The sequence below is a fragment of the Arthrobacter sp. 01T428 genome (assembly GCF_056398685.1).
Genome location: NZ_JBFTPW010000007.1, coordinates 133,910 through 154,085 on the forward strand (window position 1 = coordinate 133,910; position 20,176 = coordinate 154,085).

The 20,176-nt window shown below is 60.5% G+C and carries 16 protein-coding genes; 10 read left to right on the forward strand and 6 right to left on the reverse strand.

The features are described from left to right. Positions 1–28 precede the first annotated feature (28 nt). The 4 genes from AC1DJB_RS10455 to AC1DJB_RS10470 are packed head-to-tail and all read left to right on the forward strand — an operon-like array spanning position 29 to position 4,731. The gene (locus AC1DJB_RS10455; RefSeq protein WP_476910213.1) at positions 29–1,363 is read left to right on the forward strand and encodes an MFS transporter; all 1,335 of its coding nucleotides are present in this window, start codon (positions 29–31) and stop codon (positions 1,361–1,363) included. A 23-nt stretch (positions 1,364–1,386) separates the two neighbouring features. After that, positions 1,387–2,274: an MBL fold metallo-hydrolase gene (locus AC1DJB_RS10460; RefSeq protein WP_476910214.1), complete on the forward strand. Its 888-nt coding sequence runs from the start codon at positions 1,387–1,389 to the stop codon at positions 2,272–2,274. Positions 2,275–2,278: 4 nt separating this feature from the next. Then, complete coding sequence (locus AC1DJB_RS10465; RefSeq protein ID WP_476910215.1) at positions 2,279–3,883, forward strand: thiamine pyrophosphate-dependent enzyme; 1,605 nt, start codon at positions 2,279–2,281, stop codon at positions 3,881–3,883. After that, positions 3,880–4,731 (forward strand): hypothetical protein, encoded by an 852-nt coding sequence (locus AC1DJB_RS10470; protein ID WP_476910216.1) that lies wholly within the window; start codon positions 3,880–3,882, stop codon positions 4,729–4,731. Before AC1DJB_RS10465 ends, AC1DJB_RS10470 begins: the two co-directional genes overlap by 4 nt. A gap of 87 nt (positions 4,732–4,818) precedes the next feature. Here the strand turns inward: AC1DJB_RS10470 and AC1DJB_RS10475 are convergent, their stop codons facing one another. Next, a complete protein-coding gene (locus AC1DJB_RS10475) occupies positions 4,819–5,526 on the reverse strand; it encodes a GntR family transcriptional regulator (protein WP_441437348.1) in 708 nt (235 codons plus the stop codon). 157 nt (positions 5,527–5,683) lie between these two features. Further along, positions 5,684–6,823, reverse strand: a complete 1,140-nt coding sequence (gene hisC, locus AC1DJB_RS10480; protein ID WP_476910217.1) for a histidinol-phosphate transaminase — start codon at positions 6,821–6,823, stop codon at positions 5,684–5,686. Between the two features lie 68 nt (positions 6,824–6,891). On the opposite strand from hisC, the gene AC1DJB_RS10485 reads away from it, so the two are divergent. Then, the gene (locus AC1DJB_RS10485) at positions 6,892–8,340 is read left to right on the forward strand and encodes an aldehyde dehydrogenase family protein (protein ID WP_476910218.1); all 1,449 of its coding nucleotides are present in this window, start codon (positions 6,892–6,894) and stop codon (positions 8,338–8,340) included. A gap of 166 nt (positions 8,341–8,506) precedes the next feature. Here AC1DJB_RS10485 and AC1DJB_RS10490 read toward each other — a convergent pair whose 3' ends face one another. Then, positions 8,507–9,607 carry a LacI family DNA-binding transcriptional regulator gene (locus tag AC1DJB_RS10490; RefSeq protein ID WP_476910219.1) on the reverse strand — a complete coding sequence of 367 codons (1,101 nt, stop codon included), beginning with the start codon at positions 9,605–9,607 and terminating at the stop codon, positions 8,507–8,509. A 555-nt stretch (positions 9,608–10,162) separates the two neighbouring features. Between AC1DJB_RS10490 and AC1DJB_RS10495 the strand changes: the two genes are divergently transcribed. The 5 genes from AC1DJB_RS10495 to AC1DJB_RS10515 all read left to right on the forward strand — a co-directional run bounded on the left by AC1DJB_RS10495 (position 10,163) and on the right by AC1DJB_RS10515 (position 17,206). Then, on the forward strand, positions 10,163–11,491 hold the full coding sequence (locus AC1DJB_RS10495; RefSeq protein WP_476910220.1) for an ABC transporter substrate-binding protein: 1,329 nt from the start codon (positions 10,163–10,165) through the stop codon (positions 11,489–11,491). A gap of 104 nt (positions 11,492–11,595) precedes the next feature. Then, on the forward strand, positions 11,596–12,534 hold the full coding sequence (locus tag AC1DJB_RS10500; RefSeq protein WP_476910221.1) for a carbohydrate ABC transporter permease: 939 nt from the start codon (positions 11,596–11,598) through the stop codon (positions 12,532–12,534). Further along, the gene (locus AC1DJB_RS10505; RefSeq protein WP_476910222.1) at positions 12,531–13,394 is read left to right on the forward strand and encodes a carbohydrate ABC transporter permease; all 864 of its coding nucleotides are present in this window, start codon (positions 12,531–12,533) and stop codon (positions 13,392–13,394) included. The genes AC1DJB_RS10500 and AC1DJB_RS10505 overlap by 4 nt, the downstream gene beginning before the upstream one ends. Beyond that, positions 13,391–15,481, forward strand: coding sequence for an alpha-galactosidase (locus tag AC1DJB_RS10510; RefSeq protein WP_476910223.1), 2,091 nt, complete (start codon positions 13,391–13,393; stop codon positions 15,479–15,481). Before AC1DJB_RS10505 ends, AC1DJB_RS10510 begins: the two co-directional genes overlap by 4 nt. Positions 15,482–15,538: 57 nt before the next feature. Beyond that, a complete protein-coding gene (locus AC1DJB_RS10515; RefSeq protein WP_476910224.1) occupies positions 15,539–17,206 on the forward strand; it encodes an amylo-alpha-1,6-glucosidase in 1,668 nt (555 codons plus the stop codon). 88 nt (positions 17,207–17,294) lie between these two features. Here AC1DJB_RS10515 and AC1DJB_RS10520 read toward each other — a convergent pair whose 3' ends face one another. From AC1DJB_RS10520 to AC1DJB_RS10530, 3 genes are all read right to left on the reverse strand, one after another. Next, complete coding sequence (locus AC1DJB_RS10520; protein ID WP_476910225.1) at positions 17,295–17,555, reverse strand: hypothetical protein; 261 nt, start codon at positions 17,553–17,555, stop codon at positions 17,295–17,297. A gap of 345 nt (positions 17,556–17,900) precedes the next feature. Further along, positions 17,901–18,854 carry a LacI family DNA-binding transcriptional regulator gene (locus tag AC1DJB_RS10525; protein ID WP_476910226.1) on the reverse strand — a complete coding sequence of 318 codons (954 nt, stop codon included), beginning with the start codon at positions 18,852–18,854 and terminating at the stop codon, positions 17,901–17,903. An 87-nt stretch (positions 18,855–18,941) separates the two neighbouring features. Then, entirely contained in the window at positions 18,942–20,165 is a 1,224-nt protein-coding gene (locus AC1DJB_RS10530) for a glycoside hydrolase family 1 protein (RefSeq protein WP_441437337.1), read from the reverse strand. Positions 20,166–20,176: the final 11 nt, after the last annotated feature.

Below are 20,176 nucleotides of genomic sequence, written 5' to 3' on the forward strand. Positions count from 1 at the left end.
GGGTTGCACCACAGAAAGGAGGCCACACGTGGCCACCCAAACCAACAACCTACCCCGGCCTAAACCGAGGATTGTTCTCGCCGCATGCTTCGGTCACGCCGTTGAATGGTTCGAATTCGGCGTTTACGGATACCTGGCGACGGTGCTGGGAAAACTGTTCTTCCCAAGCGCAGATCCGGCAACCTCGATCCTGTCGGCATTGGCGGTATTTGGCGTAGCCTTCCTGGCCCGCCCCGTGGGTGCTGTGATCTTCGGCAATCTCGGAGACAAACTCGGCCGTCGGGCCGTCCTTTCCACCACGATCTTGCTTATGGGCGGCGCCACAACAGCCATCGGCCTGCTGCCTACCTACGAGGCCATTGGCGTCCTCGCGCCCGTTCTGCTGATCTCCCTTCGTCTTCTTCAAGGACTCTCCGCCGGTGGTGAGACATCCGGTGCAGCAGCGTTCCTTGCCGAGTCAGCTCCCGAAGGCCGGCGTGCGCTGTGGACTTCCAGCATCCAGGCAGTGGGAATCGTTGCGTTTGTCTGTGCGGCGTCCCTTGTAGCGGGCCTGACGGCCGTCCTTGGTGAAGAGGCATTGATCGCCTGGGGTTGGCGGATTCCTTTCCTGCTGTCGCTCCCGCTGGCCGGCATCGGGCTCTATCTCCGATTCAAAGTCGAAGAAACCCCTGCGTTCCAGGCAGCCGTAGCCAAGGAGGAGTCCGAACACCGGCCCGTGCCGATCAGGCAGCTGCTCGGTCACCACAAGAAAGCACTGCTGCTCCTGATCTGTATCGTCATGGTCGAAGCTGTCGCCTCCTACGTGGCCAAGACGTACGCCTCCACTTACCTCATCTCCACGATCGGTCTGAGTTCCAGCGCGGCTCTGCTGTCCACATCGGTGACTTTGTTGCTGGCGGCGGCGTTGATTCCCTTCTACGCCCTGCTCAGCGACCGGATCGGTCGTAAGCCCCTCCTCATCGGCGGCACCATTGGACTCATGGTTCTGGCCGTCCCGGCCTTCCTGCTCATCGGATCCGGCAGCCTCGGCGGGGCCATCGTCGGGCAGATCATGGCCATTGTTCCGGGAACAGCCATTTCCGTAGCCGTGGTCGTGGCCCAAACCGAACTCTTCCCGACCGAGGTCCGCTACTCCGGTGCGTCACTGGGCTACAACGTCGCGTACGCCCTGTTCGGCGGCACCGCCCCATATATGGCAGCGTTCCTTGTAGCTTCCACCGGCCTGAAACTCATGCCCGCGTTCTACCTGATCGTGATCGGGGCTATCGGGATGATCGCGATCTTGAAGCTGCCGGAGACCTATAAGAGGAACCTCATCCACGCATCGGTGAGCCCGGCGCGCGTTCCCGTGCATTCACAGTGATCCCTCAAAGGAGAGCGCCACGCATGAGCGAATCAAAGGACTCGGCACTGACGCCGCATGTCAACGAAGTTGTCGTGCTCGGCTCAGCCGGCGGTCCGACCCCTAAACCCGGTCGGCGTCCCGTTTCCCATGCACTGGTGATTGAGCAGGACATCACCCTCGTCGACTGCGGCAACGGGACAGTCAGCCAGTTCGTTAGTGCCGGGTTGAACCTGGGCCGACTCCGCAGGATCCTGATTTCGCACCACCACATCGACCACGTCGCGGACGTGGCCATGCTGCTGCACCTGGCATGGTCGCAACTGAGCGCCCCTGTCCACGTCATCGGTCCACCGCCCTTGGCACGTCTGTTCGAGCTGCATTACCAGGCCTTCGACTTCGATATACGGTCGCGCATGAACGATGAAGGCCGCCCCCACCTGCGCGAATTCGTCCGTGTGCAGGAAATAACCGGCCCTGAGGCCATCAACGACGGCTCCACCACAATCACCGCGGCATTGGTGGATCACCCACCGGTTGAACACGCCTTCGGCTACCGGATCGACCAGGGCGGCCTGAGTGTGTGCTTCTCCGGGGACACACGACCCAGCGAAGCGATCACCTCCCTGGCACGGGGCGCGGACCTTTTGATCCATGAGACGACCTACCTGACCAACGCCACTGACTATCTAGGCGCTGAACGGGCTGCTCTTGTGCTTCCCCGCATGCGCAGCGTCCACAGCGACCCCGGGGGAGCCGCCCGTGTTGCCGCCGAGGCTGGGACCAGGGAGCTTCTGCTTAGCCCGGTAGGCACCTTCGGCCCGGCGTCCGACGACGAAATCCTCGCTGAGGCGGCTATCGAATTCACCGGCAGGACCTGGGTCGGCAGCGACTTCCTACGCATACCACTTTCACAACCAGGAGAGAACTAATTCCATGACCACTTACAACACCGGCGGCGAAGCCGTCGTCAACAGTCTCAAGGCCAACGGTCTGACCACTGTCTTCGGACTGCCCGGCGTCCAGAACGACTGGTTGTACAACGCCTTCTACGACGCCGGAGATGACATCCGCCTCATCCACACCAGGCACGAGCAAGGCGCCGCCTACATGGCACTGGGGCACACCATGGCTACCGGAAAGCCCAGTGTGTGCAACGTCGTTCCGGGCCCTGGCGTATTGAATGCAGGAGCTGCCCTGGCCACCGCCTACGGCCTGAACGCCAAAATGCTATTCCTTACCGGCCAGATTCCCCAGAAGCTAATCGGCCGCGAGCTGGGAACCCTTCACGAAGTCCCGGATCAACCTGGACTGCTGCGCTCACTTACCAAGCATTACGACCGTGTCACCCACCCTGCCGAAGCTGGCAGCAAAATCGCCGACGCCATCCGCGCCCTCAACACAGGACGGCCCCGCCCCGCTGCCTTGGAAGTTCCCATGGACGTTCTGGAACAGCGCGCTCCTGTCCCGGACCACGTTCCGGTGGCCGACATGGCCGAAGACATCATCGACGAAGAGGGCATCGAAAAGGCTCTGAGCATCCTGGCCAGCGCAAAGAACCCCATGATCTTCGTCGCCAACGGCGCCCAGGATGTCTCTGCCGAAGTCACCAGGCTCGCCGAAATCCTTCAGGCGCCCGTGGTCGGTTACCGCACCGGACGAGGCATTGTTGACAGCCGCCACCCACTGAGCTGCTTCCTGCCCGAAGCCAAGCCGCTGTGGGCCGAAACCGACGTCGTCATCGCTCTGGGCGGCAGTGCCCGGTCTGCCCTGCAGGGTTGGGGACGTGGCAACCGTAAACTTATCCGCATCGACGTCGATCAGACGGTCCACGGACGCTACGGCCAACCCGACGCGGCCATCACTGGACGCCTCGAATCGCACCTGCCTGCCCTGATCGAGGGTCTGGAAAAACGCGGTGTCCAGAACGCCGACATCACCGAACAAATGACACTGGTGCACAAGGAATGGAAGGAACGCAGCGCGGTCCTGGACCAGCAGACAGCCTACCTCGCAGTGGTCCGCGAAGCCCTGGGCGTGGACGGGATCTTCGTTGACGAACTGACTCAAATTGGTTTCGCAAGCCGCATCCTGCTCCCTGTCCACAAACCCCGCACCTTCATCTCCACCGGGTACATGGGCACCCTTGGATACGGGTTCCCGACAGCGCTTGGTGCGAAGGTCGCAAAGCCGGACACGCGGGTGCTTTCCGTTACCGGAGACGGCGGATTCATGTTCGCTGCTACGGAACTGGCGACCGCAGCCCAGCACAACATTGGCCTCGTAACGGTCCTGTTCAACAACTCCCAATACGGCAACGTCCAACAAATGCAGCGGGATCTCTACGGCGGCAAGGTTATCGCCACGGACCTGGTCAACCCGAACTTTGAACAGTTCGTCACCTCGTTTGGTGCCTCCTATGGCCGGGCGACGTCCCCGCAGCAACTGGGGCCGGTACTTGAAGACGCCTTCCGGTCCGGCAAGCCCACGGTAGTTGAGGTTGTGGTTGGAAACATGATCAGTGTGGATCAGTTCCGGTGAGCCAGACGCTGAAAAGGCCGCCGGCGCCATACCTGGAAGAACTTTGGGGCAAGCTGGACGAGCTACGCTGCGTCGTCATCGTCGGGCTGCCCGGGACCGGGAAAAGCCTGCTGGTGCGTGAACTCGCAGCAGCCGTGGAATCGACCGGACGAACCAGTACCGTCCTGCAATGGGATGTCTCACGGGAGTCCTGGGATTCCCATTCCACGGCGTCGGCGCTCTATCCCGAAGTTGACGGGATTACCCATGCGGGGATCAGGCTCGCCATGGGCACCTGGGTTCGAACGGCCGTGGGAAAGTGGTTCGCAGAGCACCCCGGCCGCGAAGAAATGCTGATCATGGAAGCTCCTCATATCGGGGGCAGGTTCTCTGAGCTGTCCCACATCATTGGCGATGAGGCAGAACGGCCCCTGGCCGGGCCAGAGACACTTTTTGTCGTGGTTGCTCCTACCAAGGAACTGCAGCTCACTCTCAAACGCCAGCGGGCTGAGGACATGGAGTCCAGCGAAGGCTCCTACGAGAGCAACAATGCCACTCCTGACCTCTTGGATGAACTGACCAACTCGCTTCGGGCTCCTGCCGGAGAGTTGGGGATCTCCGGAGCTACCTCAACCGGGTACGACCCGGAACTGTACGCCGGTCTCATGCGGCATGTCCTCCGCCACCGGCATGTCCTGCTGATCCGTCCTGACGCGTTGATGAAGGTCACTGGTTCGGTCTACTCACTGGGTGTCAGCTCGAACCGGATATGGGCCACCGAGCAGGAAGTCACCGAATCACTGCACTTGGTGGCATCGCTGTCCTCGACCGAACTCACGCAGCGCACTGCAACTTGGTTCAGGACGTAAAGATGGCAACAGAAGAGAGGTGGTACTGGCTCTGCGGCCGGTACCACCTCTCTTTTCTCTTTGATTTACCGGGCGTGCAACCGGCATTTAGGCTGCAGGCCGGGAACTCAATTTTTCCTGCACGCGGCGGACCAAAACCAACGTGTGCTCGCGGCTGATCTCTTCAAGGTTGGAGTTGGCCTCTCCGTTCTCGATGGCATCAAGAATCCGGGTGTGGAAGCCAATGGTTTCTTTACCCGCAGAAAGCCCGAGGGTCTGAATGATGATGCCCCGTTCGCGCGCGAACACAAGGCTGCTGACCGTGTCTGTCCACTGGGACAGCCGCTGCAGTTCCTGGATCAGCAGGGCGTTGGGGCAACGGTTATGGATCATCTCGTGGAAGCGCCGGTTCAGGCTGGTCCAGGATTCAAAATCGAACTCATCCAATGCGCCCATGAGGAGGCCGTTGGTCTCCCGCAGTGCCGCAATCTCTTCGGCGGTGAGCAGCGGCGCCGCCGCCCGGGTCGCGTAGGCCTCCATGACGGCCTTCATCTCCATCAGGTTGAACCAATGCGTCTTGTCCAGCTGCACGATGGAAGGACCCGAGTTCGCCCCGTACTCGACCAAACCTTCAGCCTCGAGCCGGCGCAACGCCTCGCGGATCGGAGCCTGGCTGACTCCGATGTCCTTGACAAGATTGTCAATGATCAGACGCTGGCCCGCAGCGTACTGTGAGCCGACTATGCGGTTGCGAAGGATTTCATGGGCAAAATCAACTTTGGACTGGGTAGCAGCGGCTGGTGTTGTAACTGTCATGTCTCCCCCTTGGAGCGGTAACTACAAAAACTCAGGCATTGGCAATGCCCTTTCCCGCGACGGTCAGGGGCAGCTCACGGCAACCAAAAGGGCCGTATAGCTAATCCTATGCGATTGGGCCCAGTTGCGACGGGATCCACTCGCAAAATCTCCGCTCTTATGCCCTCTGCTGGGCGGTGTTGAGGACAACGCGGCCCATGGCGGCGATGGTTGCCTTCACCTGTTCCGGGGTTCCAACGGTGATCCTGACACTTTCGGGATCCCCCATGGCGTTACCGGGGCGAACAATGATTCCCTCGCCTTCCAGGGCCTTGGTGAAGGCCTTGGCGTCGCCGACTTTGACGTAGACGAAGTTCGCATGTGACTCCAGGGGCTCAAATTCGAGCTCGCGCAGGCCGGTGGTGAGGGCGTCACGGCCGTCCTTGTTCAACCCGACGCGGCGGGTGAGTTCGGCTTCCTCGTTCAGGCTGGCCAGGGCTGCAGCCTGGGCGACGTTGGAAACTTCGTAGTTGCTTTGCACCTTCTGGACAGCGGCGATGAGTTCGGGGGAACCCACGAGGTAGGCCACGCGCAGCCCGGCTAAACCGTAGGCCTTGGAGAACGTCCGGAGAGTGACGAGGTTGCGGCGGTTGAATGCGGGTTCAGCAATCGTGTTGGTGTATTCAGGGGACTGGGCGTATTCGAAGTAGGCCTCGTCCACCACAATGGTGACGTACTTGGGGACGTTATCGATGAAGCGAATCAGCTCTTCGCGGCCTACGATGCCGCCGGTGGGGTTGTTGGGGTTGCAGACGTAAACGATGCGGGTGTCTTCAGTGATCAGGCCCAGCATAGCTGCGAGGTCGTAGCTGCCGTCTTCGCGCACGGGCGTGCTCAGCGTCGTTGCTCCCTGTTTCCGCGCGTCGAGGGCGTAGGCGTGGAAGGTGGGGGTTGAAACCACAATGTTAGTCCCCTCATCGAGGAGGGCAACGGACAAGTGGTGGATCAGTCCGATGCCGCCGGCTCCAACGGCGACCTCAGCGATGTCGACGTTTAGCATCCGGGCCAATTCTCCGCGCAGGGTGCGGAATCCGGACTCTGGGTACAGGTTTGCCTTTCCTACCTGCTCCAGTGCGGCCTTCGCCGCGGACGGGAACGGGCCGTAGGGGCCTTCATTGGCGGCCAACCCGAGGAGCTCCAGCACGGCGCCTTCCCCAGCGGCATCACGAACGCTCCTTCCCGCGCTGTAGGGGGGAAGCCCATCGATCGCTGCCCGGATCCTGGGGCCGGCTCCGTTTTCATTTGCGGTGGTCTGCATATTTACCAATCCTAAGTTCTCCTATAGACTTTCCTATATGATTCTATACACGGTAGGGGAAGAGGACAATGGCTGAAACCGCAGTGTTGAAGGGGATCTTCGTCGGCAACCACTGGCGGCCGGCTACTGGCTCGAATGTTCTGGGTGTGTACAACCCGGCCAACGGCCAGCTCATCGGAGAGGTGGCCGCAGCCAGCCATGCGGACGTTGACCGTGCCAGTCTGGCCTCTCTTGAGGCCTTTCCGTCTTGGAGTACCACATCAGTAGGGGAGCGGGCTGCGATTGTCGCCCGGATTGCCGATGGCCTGGAGGCAAGGGCCGAGGAACTGGCCGATGGCATCACCGCTGAAGTGGGAACGCCACGACACAAGTGCGTGCGCATGCAGGTGCGTCCGGCCGTTCACAGCTTCCGCAGTGCTGCCCGGCTCGGCCCCGGCGTCCTGGTTCCTGAACGGTTGGACTCCACCCAAGTCCACAAAGTTCCTGTTGGGGTCGTAGCGTGCATCACCCCGTGGAACTACCCGCTGTACCAGATTGCATCCAAGGTTGCAGCGGCCCTCGTGGCCGGCTGCACGATCGTGCTCAAGCCCAGCGAGGTGGCGCCGAGCAACGCGGCGATCCTGGCAGATGTTGCTGCCGACGCGGGCCTGCCCCGGGGAGTTTTCAATGTTGTCTTCGGAGATGGCCCCACTACTGGTGAGGCAGTGATCAGCCACCCTGCAATCGACTTCGTGTCCTTCACCGGATCCACCAGGGCCGGCGGGCGGATCGCCAGCGTCGCCGGTGGGCTCATCAAACAGGTCTCTTTGGAGCTCGGAGGAAAATCGGCAAGCCTCATTCTTCCCGGTGCCGACCTTCCGCATGCCGTGGGCAAAACACTCGAGAAGAGCTTCCAGAATTCCGGGCAAACATGCGCAGCCCTCACGCGTCTCCTGGTCCCCTCCGAGACGCTGGAACAAGTCTCCTCGGCTCTGAAATCACAGGTGCCTGTTTTTGCCGTCGGCAGCCCCCAGGATACTGCCACTGTCCTGGGCCCGGTTGCCACGGCCGCACAGCGCGACAAGGTCCTCAACCTCACCACCGCAGCCCGTGCATCCGGAGCTGAAGTTTTGGCCTCCGGCCCTGTTTCAGGGGATCCGGAAGGCTATTACGTCCCGGCTCAAGCTTTTCTCACCGGCGCCAATGACGAACTGGCCCAAGAGGAAGTCTTCGGTCCAGTGCTGGCCGTCGTCCCATACGCCGACGTGGAGGAAGGCATCTTCATCGCCAACAACTCACCGTATGGCCTAAGTGGGGCTGTCTGGGGGCCAAGTCCGGAAGAAGCTGGCTTGGTGGCCACAAAGATCAGGACCGGAAGCGTTTCAGTGAATGGGGCGGCCACCCACCCGGATGCCCCATTTGGAGGTTTCCGGATGTCAGGGTTTGGCCGGGAACGAGGAGCCCACGGCATCGAAGAATTCCTCACTACTCAGTCAGTACATTTCCAAGAACCTCACCAAGCGGAACGCGCAACATGAAGAACCCCGATGAGAACTGGCCAAACCACAGCCGACCGCCTCCTACGGCCGGAGAGCAACGGCGGCGACGACGACTGCCATTCCTGCACCGGGCCGGAAATTGACCGGCTTCGAGCGCTGCGATAGCTATTTCCGCATGGCTGCCCATGCGGAACAGGTCGGTGACTCAGTCAGGGAGTGGGTCAGCTGGTCCAATACGTGTTCGAAAACTGGCCGTGGGGGCTTTGCCTGTCGTACTCGATCGAATCGTCAGCCCGGGTTCGAGGAGCAGATGGCGCGCTTGATCAGGGGGATCGATGATCATTTTCACGAGTTCCTGGGCGATGCGAGTCGACGGCTGACGTACTGACGTGATGCCGATGGCGCCCAATGACGTCAAGGATGTATCATCGAACCCGGTCACGGCCACGTCAACACCTGGAACGAGACCGAGTGCCCGCACCGCGAAGATCGCTCCAACTGCAAGGTAATCCGACGCGCAGATGATGGCGTCCGGCGGCGACTCCGACTGGAGAAGCTGCATGGCTATTTCTTCCCCTGCAGCGATCTCATCGGTGGCGAGGGAAACGCGGTCCGCGATGACTGAGCGCTGAAGTCCGTGCTTCCTGCACGCCGCGACGTATCCCTCGAGTCGCGCCGCGCTCCACACGGCATCGACCCCGAGGCCGATGAAGGCGAGCTGCCGGTGACCGCGTTCAACGACGTGCTCGACTGCCAGCTCAATTCCGTGTGCTTCGTCGATCTCCACCCAACTCCAAGGCGCCGATTTTCCTTCCAAGGTCTGGCCGTACCCGGCGAAGGGAATGGAACGCGATACCAGCTGCGCAGGGCGGGGATCATGGGGGGCGATGCTGCCCATGATGATGCCTGCGGCTGAGCCTCCGAAGTAGAGCGCATCGCATGCACTGAGCCAATCCTCAGGGTCTGCTGCGGCGATGAGGGTCAGATGCATGCCCTTTGCCTGGCACGCGGCCGCGAGCGAGTATAGGAAGTCATCCATATACCCGTCACCGCTGCGCTGGGTGGAGGGAAGCGCGTATCCGATCTGAGTCGGCTTGGACAGGCGCAGGCTCGTGGCGGCAGTGCTTTTCCTGTAACGGAGCTCTCTCATCGACGCGAGGACCTTTGCTTTGGTCTTCTCGGAGACGATATCCGGGCGATTGATGACATTTGAGACCGTCATCACTGAAACGCCCGCGTGTGAGGCTACATCGTTCATGTTGGTATGACGCGGGGCGCCCCCCGGTTCGTTGTAGTCGGCTGCCATTTTGCCCTCCCTGCCTGCCAGCTCGTAGTGGAACGCGATTGGCGCCAGCCCTGCTTATAGAGACGCACTTAACCCCGGCTCGGATTCGAGTTCGCGAGCATTCAGCCTCAAGCCGGGCACAATCAGCGAACCGGTTGAGCCCGACCTGACTCACGCGGTGTCCCCGGGGGCTGGCTCGGCGACGAGCGGCAGTATGGACGGGGAAAACGCAGCGAGGGGTGTCGTGGCCACTACGCACCCACGGTGGGTGCTGGATTTATTGTAACGTAAAAAATTTCTCAAAAAAGAATTGTAACGTCATTAATTTGTGGGTACGATCTCTCCTAAGTCCTCCGTATCCCGGTCAACCTCCGTATCCCGGTCGACCCTCCGTACCCGGTTATCCCCTCCTTATCCTGGTCATTCTCCGTGCCCGGTCACACTCCGTGTCCCGGTCGACGATGCCTGGCTGTATTCGCGGCAGGCTCAGAACGACGCGTTCAGCAGCTGTAATGGCGCACCCTGATCGAGCCCAACGTTGTACCGGACCCGCATCACATGAAAGAGGAACTACCAATGAAGCTAAAACCCTTCACCAGACGGCTTGCTGCCGTGTTCAGCATCGGCGCCCTCGCCGCAACGGCACTCGCGGGTTGCAGCTCGGGCGGGTCATCATCCGGCGACGGCAAGACTCTCAGCGTCTGGACATGGACGACGGCGGGTGCGCTTCTCAAACCGGCCGCGGACGCTTTTGAGAAAGCCAACCCGGGAACCAAAGTCGACATTGTCGATGTAGGAAACCCTGCCATCTGGGACAAAATCACTACCGGCCTCGCTGCTGGGGGCCAAGGACTCCCGGACATCATGAACACCGCTATCGACCAACTGCCCGGCTACACCGACAAGTTCCCGAACGGTTTCGTTGACATGGGCTCCTTGGGGGCCAAGGATCTCGCTGGCGATTTCGTACCTAGCGCCTGGGGTGGAGGACTGGGCAAGGACGGGCAGGTGTGGGGTATCCCGTTTGAAGTGAACACGGCCGGATTTGCTTACCGCAAGGACCTCTTGGACGCCGCCGGCATCGACATGGCATCCATCAAAACTTGGGACGAGCTCATCGACGCCGGTGTCACTCTGAAAGCCAAAACCGGAGCGAGTCTCTTCGAACTTAACAAGGCCGCAGCGAATACGAACGCAGCGGACTTTTGGCAGACCCTTACGCAGCAGCAGAACGCGTTCTACTTCAACAAAGACGGCGACATCACGCTAAATGGCCCGGAAGGGGTCAAGTCGCTGACACTGCTCAAGAAGATGAATGACAAGGGAGTCCTCGCGGACTCTGCATCCTTTACGAGTAGCAATGGGCTTAGGTTCGCAGACGGGTCGGTGGCGATAAGCCCGAGTGCGTCATGGTGGCCCGGTTACATCGAGGCCAAGCAACCTCAGCTCAAAGGAAAAATGGCCACCGCACTGCGCCCGGTGGTAGACGCAGGAGGCTCAACAGCTGCGCTGGCGGGATCCACCTACCTTTCCATCGCAGGCAACAGCGCCAACAAGGACCTGGCGTGGAAATTTGTTCACTTTGCCCTGGGCACACTGGATGGTCAGCAGGCGATGCAGACCGCACAGCCCTTCACCCCCGGCTTCGTACCGATGTATAAGACTCCAGGCTTCACTGACAATAGCGGCTACTGGGTCGGCGACTCTCCAAGCAAGGTCTTCGTCGACTCGATCACTCAGCCCGACCTCGCCGTGTCGAACTACACAAGCGACTACGCCCGCGCAATCAGAATCTACACAGATGCCCAGACAAAAGTGATGCTCTCCGGAGCAGACCCGAAGGCCGCGCTCGACGAGGCTGCCAAGCTCCTCGCCGCTCAAACTGGCCGAAAGATCGCCAGCTGAAACACCGGCTGAAGCCGCTTTTCACCAAATCCGATAGAGCGTCTGGCCCCGCCCCACCAGGTAGGCGTGGCGGAGCCAGGCGCCACCGAGGGAGCACCACGGTCATGACCGATACGCACGTCCAATCGCCACAAGTTGAATCGCCGCCGGTGGCACGGCGAGTACCCCCTTCCAGGCGGCCCTGGCTTACTCCAGGCAGGGTGCCATATGTCCTGCTCTCTCCGGTGATCATCCTTTTCGCCGCGTTCAAGGTCTACCCCGTCGGCTATGCTGCGTGGCTAAGTTTCACGACCAACCGTGGGGGAGTGCAGGGCTTCGCTGGGTTCGCGAACTACGAGCGCATTTTTAGCGACCCCCTGTTCTACAACGCTCTGGGCAATACCTTAATCATCTTGGTGATCCAAGTACCGGTGATGCTCATTTTGGCGCTCCTGCTGGCAGTGGCTCTCCATTCGACCCTCCTGAAGTTCCGTGCGGTCTTCCGTCTCGGTTACTTCCTTCCGGTCGTCATGGGTCTCGTCTCTTATGGTGTTGTCTTCAGCATGATGCTTGCCACGGACAACGGCATCGTGAACGTCGCGCTTCAGTCGGTTGGTCTACCGGCGATCCCTTGGCTTCAGGACGCGTTCTGGGCGAAAATTTCGCTCGGAATCGCGATGACGTGGCACTACACCGGGATCAACGCTGTCATTTATCTTGCCCAGCGGCAGAGCATCTCCGGGGACCTCTACGAAGCGGCCTCCATGGACGGCGCAGGTACAGTCAAACAGTTCTTCAACGTAACCATCCCGGGGTTACGCCCGGCAATCCTCTTGACGGTCGTCACCTCAACCATCGGCACACTTCAGCTGTTCGATGAACCGTACATCCTGACGAACGGCGGTCCCGACAACGCAACCATGACGATCGGCATGTACCTCTACCAGAACGCCTTCAAGTTCTTTGATTTCGGCTATGCCTCAGCTATTGGCTTCGTCCTTGTCGGAATGGTTGTCATCGTCAGCCTGGTCCAGTTCCGGTTCATCCAGGAGAAGAAAAGTTGAGCACCTCAGTAGAGAAAATGCGTGCTTCCGCGCGCATCCGGCACACCAAAGCTTCGAGCGCACTGCTCACGGCAGTCATCTTCCTAGGGTTCATCTTGATGGTGGCACCCTTCTATTGGCTGGTCATCGGCTCAACGCACAGCTCAGATGAAATCTTCGCCAATCCTCCAAATCTATTGCCGGGAGATCAGCTGTGGACAAACATTCAGGTCCTGTTCGGTGACCTCGGATTCGGGCGTGCAATCGCGAACTCCGCTGCTGTCTCGGTCATCTTCGTGATTCTTGGTGCGTTGATCTGCCTCTGTGGCGGATACGCCTTCGCGAAGTTTCAGTTCCGAGGCCGAACGCTGCTTTTCGGCGTGGTTATTGCGACCCTCGCCATCCCGAGCCAGGTAACTCTGGTTCCCCTGTTCCAGACGATGGTGACACTCGGATGGCTCAACTCATATCAAGGCCTCATCCTCCCGGGACTGGCCTACCCGTTTGGACTATTCCTTATGCGGCAGGCCATGGAATCAGTACCTGACGAATTGATCCAGGCCGGCCGCATCGATGGCGCGGGCGAGTTCCGCATCCTGTTCCAGATCGTGCTCCCAACGATCCTCCCGGCAATGGCCGCTCTGGCGATTTTCCTCTTCCTGGCGATCTGGAACGAATTCGTCTGGCCCTTGGTGATCCTGCGTGCAGAATCTGCTTACACGGTGCCGGTGGCACTTGCGTCCTTCCGTGATGTCAGTCTGACCGATTACGGCACCCTCATCACGGCAACAACCTTCTCCATCATCCCCGTATGTCTTGTGTTCATCTTCCTGCAGCGCTATTTCGTTGCTGGTCTTCTGTCTGGAGCTGTCAAACAGTGACCATCGATTCAAGTGTTAAATCCGCCTCCGTCGTGTCGTGGTCGATCCTCGCCTCTGGGCCTTCTGACACCGAAACCAGCCCGCTCTGGGAGCTGACCAACAACAGCACCCAGATGCGCCTCAGTATCGCTGGGCCGGTCTTTGAAATCGATGGACGAGCTGTAACGTGCAACGTTGGCGAGTTCGGACACGGACTCAAACGCCGTACCCTGAACAACGGCGCAGCCGAGGAATTCATATTCGAGGGCGAGGTCGACGGCGAGCCCGGCCTGCAGCTCACGCTGCTGCTGCGGGTGGCACCGGAAAGCCCCGTGGTGCGCTTCCGCTACGAATTGCGCAGTTCGACGCCTCGGCGGCTCACCAAGAGTGCTGGCAAGGAAGGGATTTCATATGTCGAGTTGCTCCGTCCCACCAGTGCCATCACTGAAGTGAGGATCTCCGATTTCGTCGAGCTTGGCCACTCTTTCATGCCCAACGAGGTCCCTATCGATTCTGCGGCTGCCAAGGCATTGTCGCCTTTGATCGGCCCCATTCTGGTAGGCGCTGAGGACGGGGCTTCTTGGCTGCTGGCCTACGAGCATGGAACCTCTGGCGGGGATCTGTTCTGCGGGTTCTGGGTCGATGGCGCCCGCGGCGTTCGAATTGGCTCAGTCAAGGGTGCCTACCTTAACGGTCAGCGGCTGGACACGGCCCAGGGATTCCGGACCCCCTGGCTTCTAGCGGCCGCTGTCGAAGGCAATCTGGACGACGTGGCGGCAGCGTTCCGTACGTTTCTGTTGAAGTACCAGTCCGAAAACGCGGAGTCCCGTCGACCGCAGATCTTCTACAACACATGGAACTTCCAGGAGCGTGAGCGCTACTGGCACGACAGGACCTACATCGATGGTCTGACTGAGGAGCGCGTGCTCGCCGAGATGGAAGTGGCAGCTCGGATGGGAATCGACACTTACGTGATCGACACCGGCTGGTACACCGCAACCGGAGACTGGGAGGTGAACCCGGAACGTTTCCCTGGCGCCCTGCTGAATGTCAGGCAACGAGCAGGCGAACTTGGCCTCCGCCTCGGGATCTGGTTCGATCCGACGTTGGCGGCATTCTCGAGCCGCGCTCTGGCCGCGCATCCCCGCGACATGAAGACGTGGCAAGGAGAACCCCTTCGGCCACGAGCAGTGTGGGAGACCGAGCCCAGCGCCCCCATGTGTTTAGTTAGTGACTGGTTCGAGACATTCGTGGGTCACCTCATCCGGATCAATCGCGAACTCGGCATCACATACTTCAAACTTGATGCGGTGAGCCAGTACGGCTGCGACAGCCCGGAACACCATCACGGAGACGACACCAACACCCCGAGCGAACGAGCGGACCGTTTCGCTTTCATGATGAGTGAGAGGATGACGGAGATCGCAGAGCGGTTGATGACTGCGGTGCCCGGTTCAATTGTCGATTTCGACGTGACCGAGAATCACCGATCTTTCGGCTTGAGCTTCCTTTCGGCTGGCAAGTACTTCCTCGTCAACAACGGACCGTACTACTCGGACTACGAGCTGCCCGCGGACTTGAACGGGGTGAACACCAATATGTTCTTCCACCCGGGTCGTTCACGCGGTTGGATATGCCGGGAACCATATGCCTTCGACCGATGGATCCCGTCCGTGCTGACCCTGGTCCATTATTTCCCGGACGACCCGCACGGCCACCAGCAGGAAAGCCTCGCAGCGATCATGCTCGGACACCACGGAATCTGGGGGGACCTGCTCACCATCTCGGAGGACGGCGTAGAGGGAATCCGCTCAACGCTTGACCGGTACCGGGCAGTCGCCATGGACTCGGCCCGGGCCAGCATGGTTACCATCGGGCTGGGTGCGGGAGCCGCAGAGATACGGGAGAAGATTCTCCCGCAAACTGGTCGTGGCGTCGTGTCGTTGTTCCCGGCCCGCGGGCAATCGATCCAACACGTGACCGCAGTTCCGGTGGATTCAGGCTATTGGAGCGGCGACGGCGTTGAGGTTTCCATAAACCCGGACGGCCGTGCTGTCATCCGCGCGACTCAGTCCGGGTCAGCAATTTTCGGGACCATTGGAGTCTGACCCGTGTCCAGTCAGCGCTCCTCCACCCCCTCAACCGACCTAGCAATTGAGTACTCTGTGAATCCCTTTGACCTCGAACACCTCCCGTTCGCCACGGCTGGCTCGTACTTCGCCGTGACATCAGCCGTGAACACTGAAGACGCCGGGAAATGGGTGGAGCTGCGGACGGTCCGGGGCAGGGCTGCAACGCGTGCACTTCTGCGCATCGCGCCTCGCGACGGACTTCACGGCAAAGCAGCGTTCGATATCGACCACCTTGTGCTTCCCGCAGCGGCAGGTCACGTCAGCGTCGACTTCAACACACACCGCGTTCTCAGTGTTTCCGGCGCAGGCGTTGGCTTCGAGCTCATCATGGAGGCGGCAAGCAACTACGACACGCTGGTCCGTGTGGCCGAAGATGAATGGCGCTACCTCAGATTCTCCTCACAGGTAACGATTGCCATCTGCGTTCTCAGGGGCAGAGGCATAGAGGAATCGACGTGGGCTGGAGAACGTCACACCATGGCTACACTCCAGTTCGCGCCCGGCAGCGTCGTGTTCATTGAGGAGACGAATGATGCGACGCCGACCGCTCGGAAACCCTGGTCGCCACCGTCATTCGATGTATTCGCCGCCGCTATGCCCGAGGTAAAACCGGAGCATCAGGCGGCGAAACAGCTCGCCAGCTACATCATGTGGTCCTCGATAGTAGAGCCCTCCGGAGCAGTGCAACGGCCGGCGATGTACATGTCGAAGGGAACGATGACCAACGTTTGGAGCTGGGACAACTGCTTCAACGCAATCTCATTAGCACAGCTTCCCGAGCTCGCTGAAGACCAGTTCTTCGTGCCGTTTGACGCCCAAGCGACAAGCGGTCGGCTGCCGGACTCCGTCAACGACAAGGTCATCGATTACACCTTCACCAAGCCTCCAATTCACGGATGGGCTCTGATGGCGCTATTCAGGGCGGGCGCGGTCAACTACGAGTGGTTGCTTCGTGCGTATGATCCTCTCCAACGGTGGACGCAATGGTGGCTGACGGAACGAGTCGCATCAGGACGCATTTTGCCGCACTACTTCCACGGGAATGACTCCGGGTGGGACAACAGCACGATCTTCGCCACAACGGTGCCTGTAGAGTCTCCTGATCTCGCGGCCTTCCTGGTCCTGCAGACAGAAGCGCTCAGTGAGATTGCCTCGCGACTGTCGCGTCCGGACGAAGCCAAGAAATGGGCAACCGTTTCATCCTCTCTCCTCAATTCGCTGCTCAAGGAAATGTGGGACGGTAGCCGATTCATCGCCCGCAAGCTCGACTCAACAGTCATCGAGTCCGCATCGCTCCTTCACCTCCTACCGGTAGTGCTCGGATCCCGTTTACCATCAGAGGTCTTCAACACACTTGTCAGTGACCTGGGGCGGTTCCGGACGGAATATGGTCTGGCAACCGAAGCCACGGATAGCCCGGCCTACATCGCCGATGGCTACTGGCGAGGTCCGATCTGGGCGCCGTGTACCGCATTGATCATTGACGGTCTCATCGATGGCGGGGAGGAACAACTAGCCCTGGATCTCGCCGAAAGATTGTGCGCAATGGCCTCTGCCTCCGGAATGGCCGAAAACTTTGACGCGGTCACTGGCGTCGGTCTGCGCGATCGAGCGTACACGTGGACCTCGAGCGTCTTTCTGACTCTGGCAGGACTGCTAGCTGCTGAAGAGCGAACGAACGACCCCTGCACAGGGGTCTAACGACGACGGAGTCGGCTCCGCTCCACTCAAACGCCGACCACGGACGCTCCCTCAACCTCGGTCAGTTGACTGCACTGCGTCCTCTACATCAATCATCCGCTGCACCACTCTGCCGGCCATCCAGAGGTTCGTGCTGTTGGCGGACCAGCCCGAACGGGACGGCCGGATGTGCCCGCACGATGTATACGCCAGCGTCGATGCGCGATATAAGAATCCCTGTTTTGTGTTCCGTGGCGGCGATCTTGACGACGTCGATTGCTTTCGTAAGGGCCTCGTCTACTTCGGTAGCGTGTTTGGCATGTACTTCCAGCATGCCCGGCGTTTCTGTTTGCTGACGGTTAATGTCCATGATCTTCCTGACTGTCCGTTGATGTTGCTGTCTAGACACTCCGCAGGCCTGGGCGGGGGTGATCCTTTTTCACGGGCGGAGAGGTGTGCATACCGGGCAGGGCTCATCCGGCTGCTGGTGGGCAAGTCGTGGGGTGAGCCAGCAGGAGGCATTTTCTCGGTGTAACTGCCACTCCGTGCCCGCTTGTTGCCTGCGGCGGTACGTGAGTGACGCATGACGAGAGCGGCTCGATTAACTGCCCCGCCAAAGGGATACCTAGCGGCCCAATAGGCCGGTGGCACGTTCTTACCCGACGGGGCCGGGACGAGAAGATCCGGCCCGGGGTAGTGATCCTGGGCTGGTGGCCTAGGCGGTCGACCGCTCGATGATGTCGATGTGAAGCTCGGGAATGGGTTGGTCCGCCTGCTGCTCATCCAAACGGTTAAGCAGCGACTGCATCGAGAGCTGACTGACCTGAGTGGGGTCGTATCCCATCGTGGTCAGCGGGGGGATGGTCAGCTGCGACAATGGGGTGTTGTCCATTCCGATCAGAGCGATGTCTTCGGGGATGTTCCAGCTTTTCTCGTGGGCAGCGTGCAAAAGTGCGGTGGCGACGTCGTCGTTGTAGCAGGCCACGGCAAATCCTCGGTGTCCCAATTCTTCCAGCGCCTTTCGGGCGTCCACGGGTGTGATATCAAGATGCAGAACGTGGGGTTCGTCAAGGCCCTGCCTAAGACACTCTTCCCTGAAGGTGCGTTCGCGGGGGCCGCCGAACGGGTCGCTGCGCGCGTCCCGCAGGTGCGCGTACGCAAGCTGTTGATAGCCGCGTTCGATGAGGTATCGCGCCTGCAGTCTTCCGATTTGCGCGTTGATGCCGTGACTGCCGGATTCGTCGGTCTCCAGCAGCTTGACGCCCCGGCGTTCAAGCAGCGCGCGCTGTCCCTCGGAAAGGGCAGCCAGCGTCAGGACTGCACGTGGCTTCAGCCCGACGATGAGCCTGTCGAAATCAGCGTCAGTACGGCTCGATAGACGCAGGACAAGTGTCAGGCCTCGTGCAGCGAGTTCATCCGTGAGCAGACCGTAGATGTCTTGAAGGTTGCGTCCGAAGGTTGTGTCAGGAATCAGCGCGATCACGATATCGCTGGCGCCGCGGGCCAGCGTACGTCCTGCTGACGATGGCTCGTAGCCTAGCTCAGCCACAGCTTTGGCAACACGGTCCCGCGTCTCCTGCGAAAAGGCTTTTTTCCCGTTAAGGATCATGCTGACCGTGGAACGAGCCACCCCGGCACGGTTGGCGACATCCTGGCTGGTGGGTATCACGACCGCCCGCCTTCCGTTGTTCGAGGTCTAATTATCATAGCTTCGGCTTCAGGGCGGGCTGCCCATGGCGGCGTTCCCCCGGGCCTGTCAGGACCCGCTGAGCCTCGCGCCGCCGGAGCGGGCGATGTTTCCGAGCCATCCGAGGCTTTCTTTGGGTTTACGTTCAAAGGTGGTCCGGTCTACGGCGACGAGGCCGAATTTCGGTTCCCAATGGCCCCATTCGTAGTTATCCAACAGTGACCAGTGCAGGTAACCGCGGACGTCGACACCATCTTCCATGGCCGCGGCCAGGTGCTGCAGGGCCTCGCGGGTATAGGCGATGCGCCGTGTGTCATCCGGGGTGGCGATACCGTTCTCGGTGACAAGGATGGGCACGTTTGCCACTTGGGCGGCGTGCCTTACCGCCATAGCAAGCGCGTCCGGCCGGTATGCGGTACCGATCATGGTGTTGTCCGGATGGGCCGGATGCGGCACCAGACCATTGGCGTCTACCTGCTGGGAGGTGTAGGACTGAACACCGACGAAGTCATCACCCTTCGCGGCCTCAAGGTAAAGGTCTTCAAAGTTCCACCGGATCTGCAGGAGGCGTTCTTCTCCTCCCGGTGCTGCAGTGAAGGACTGGTTTGCCACGCTCCAGCCAACTTGGGCGTCCGTGCGCTGGCGCAGTGCCTCGCGCGCCAGATGGTGGGCTTCGACGACGTACTTCCCGTCGTCTGGCACCGGAACCGGCAGCGGAGGCTGCTTATATTCGGTCTCACCCTGGTTTTCGACAGTGGGGCTCTGCCACGAGTCCAGTTCACCACGGCTGGCTGCTGCTTCCAGATTGAGCATCATGGCGAGCATGTTGGGTTCGTTGATGGTGATGACGTGTCCGACGTCGCCCAGAATGGACGAAGCGGCCTCCACGTAGCGTGAGAAGCGTTCGGGTGCAGCGGGGGCACTCCATCCGCCTTCGTCTGCGAACCATCGCGGGGAGCTGAAGTGGTGGAGGGTGATGACCGGTTTGATGCCCAGCTCCAGGGCGGTGTCAATCATGTGACGGTAATGAGCCAGCAGTGCAGGGGAGAACACTCCGGGCCGGGGTTCGATGCGCGCCCACTCGATTCCGAACCGGTAGGAGTTCAAGCCAGCCTCGGCGAGGAGGGTCATGTCCTCCCGGTAACGGTGATAGCTGTCGTTCGCGTCACCGCTGAGCTCCATACCAGGGAAGAGCCCTTCCCGGGCCCACCAGTCACTGTTGATGTTGTTTCCCTCGATCTGGTGCGGCGCCGTCGAAGCACCCCAGAGGAAATCCGGGCCAAACGTTGTCATTGGTGTCCTTT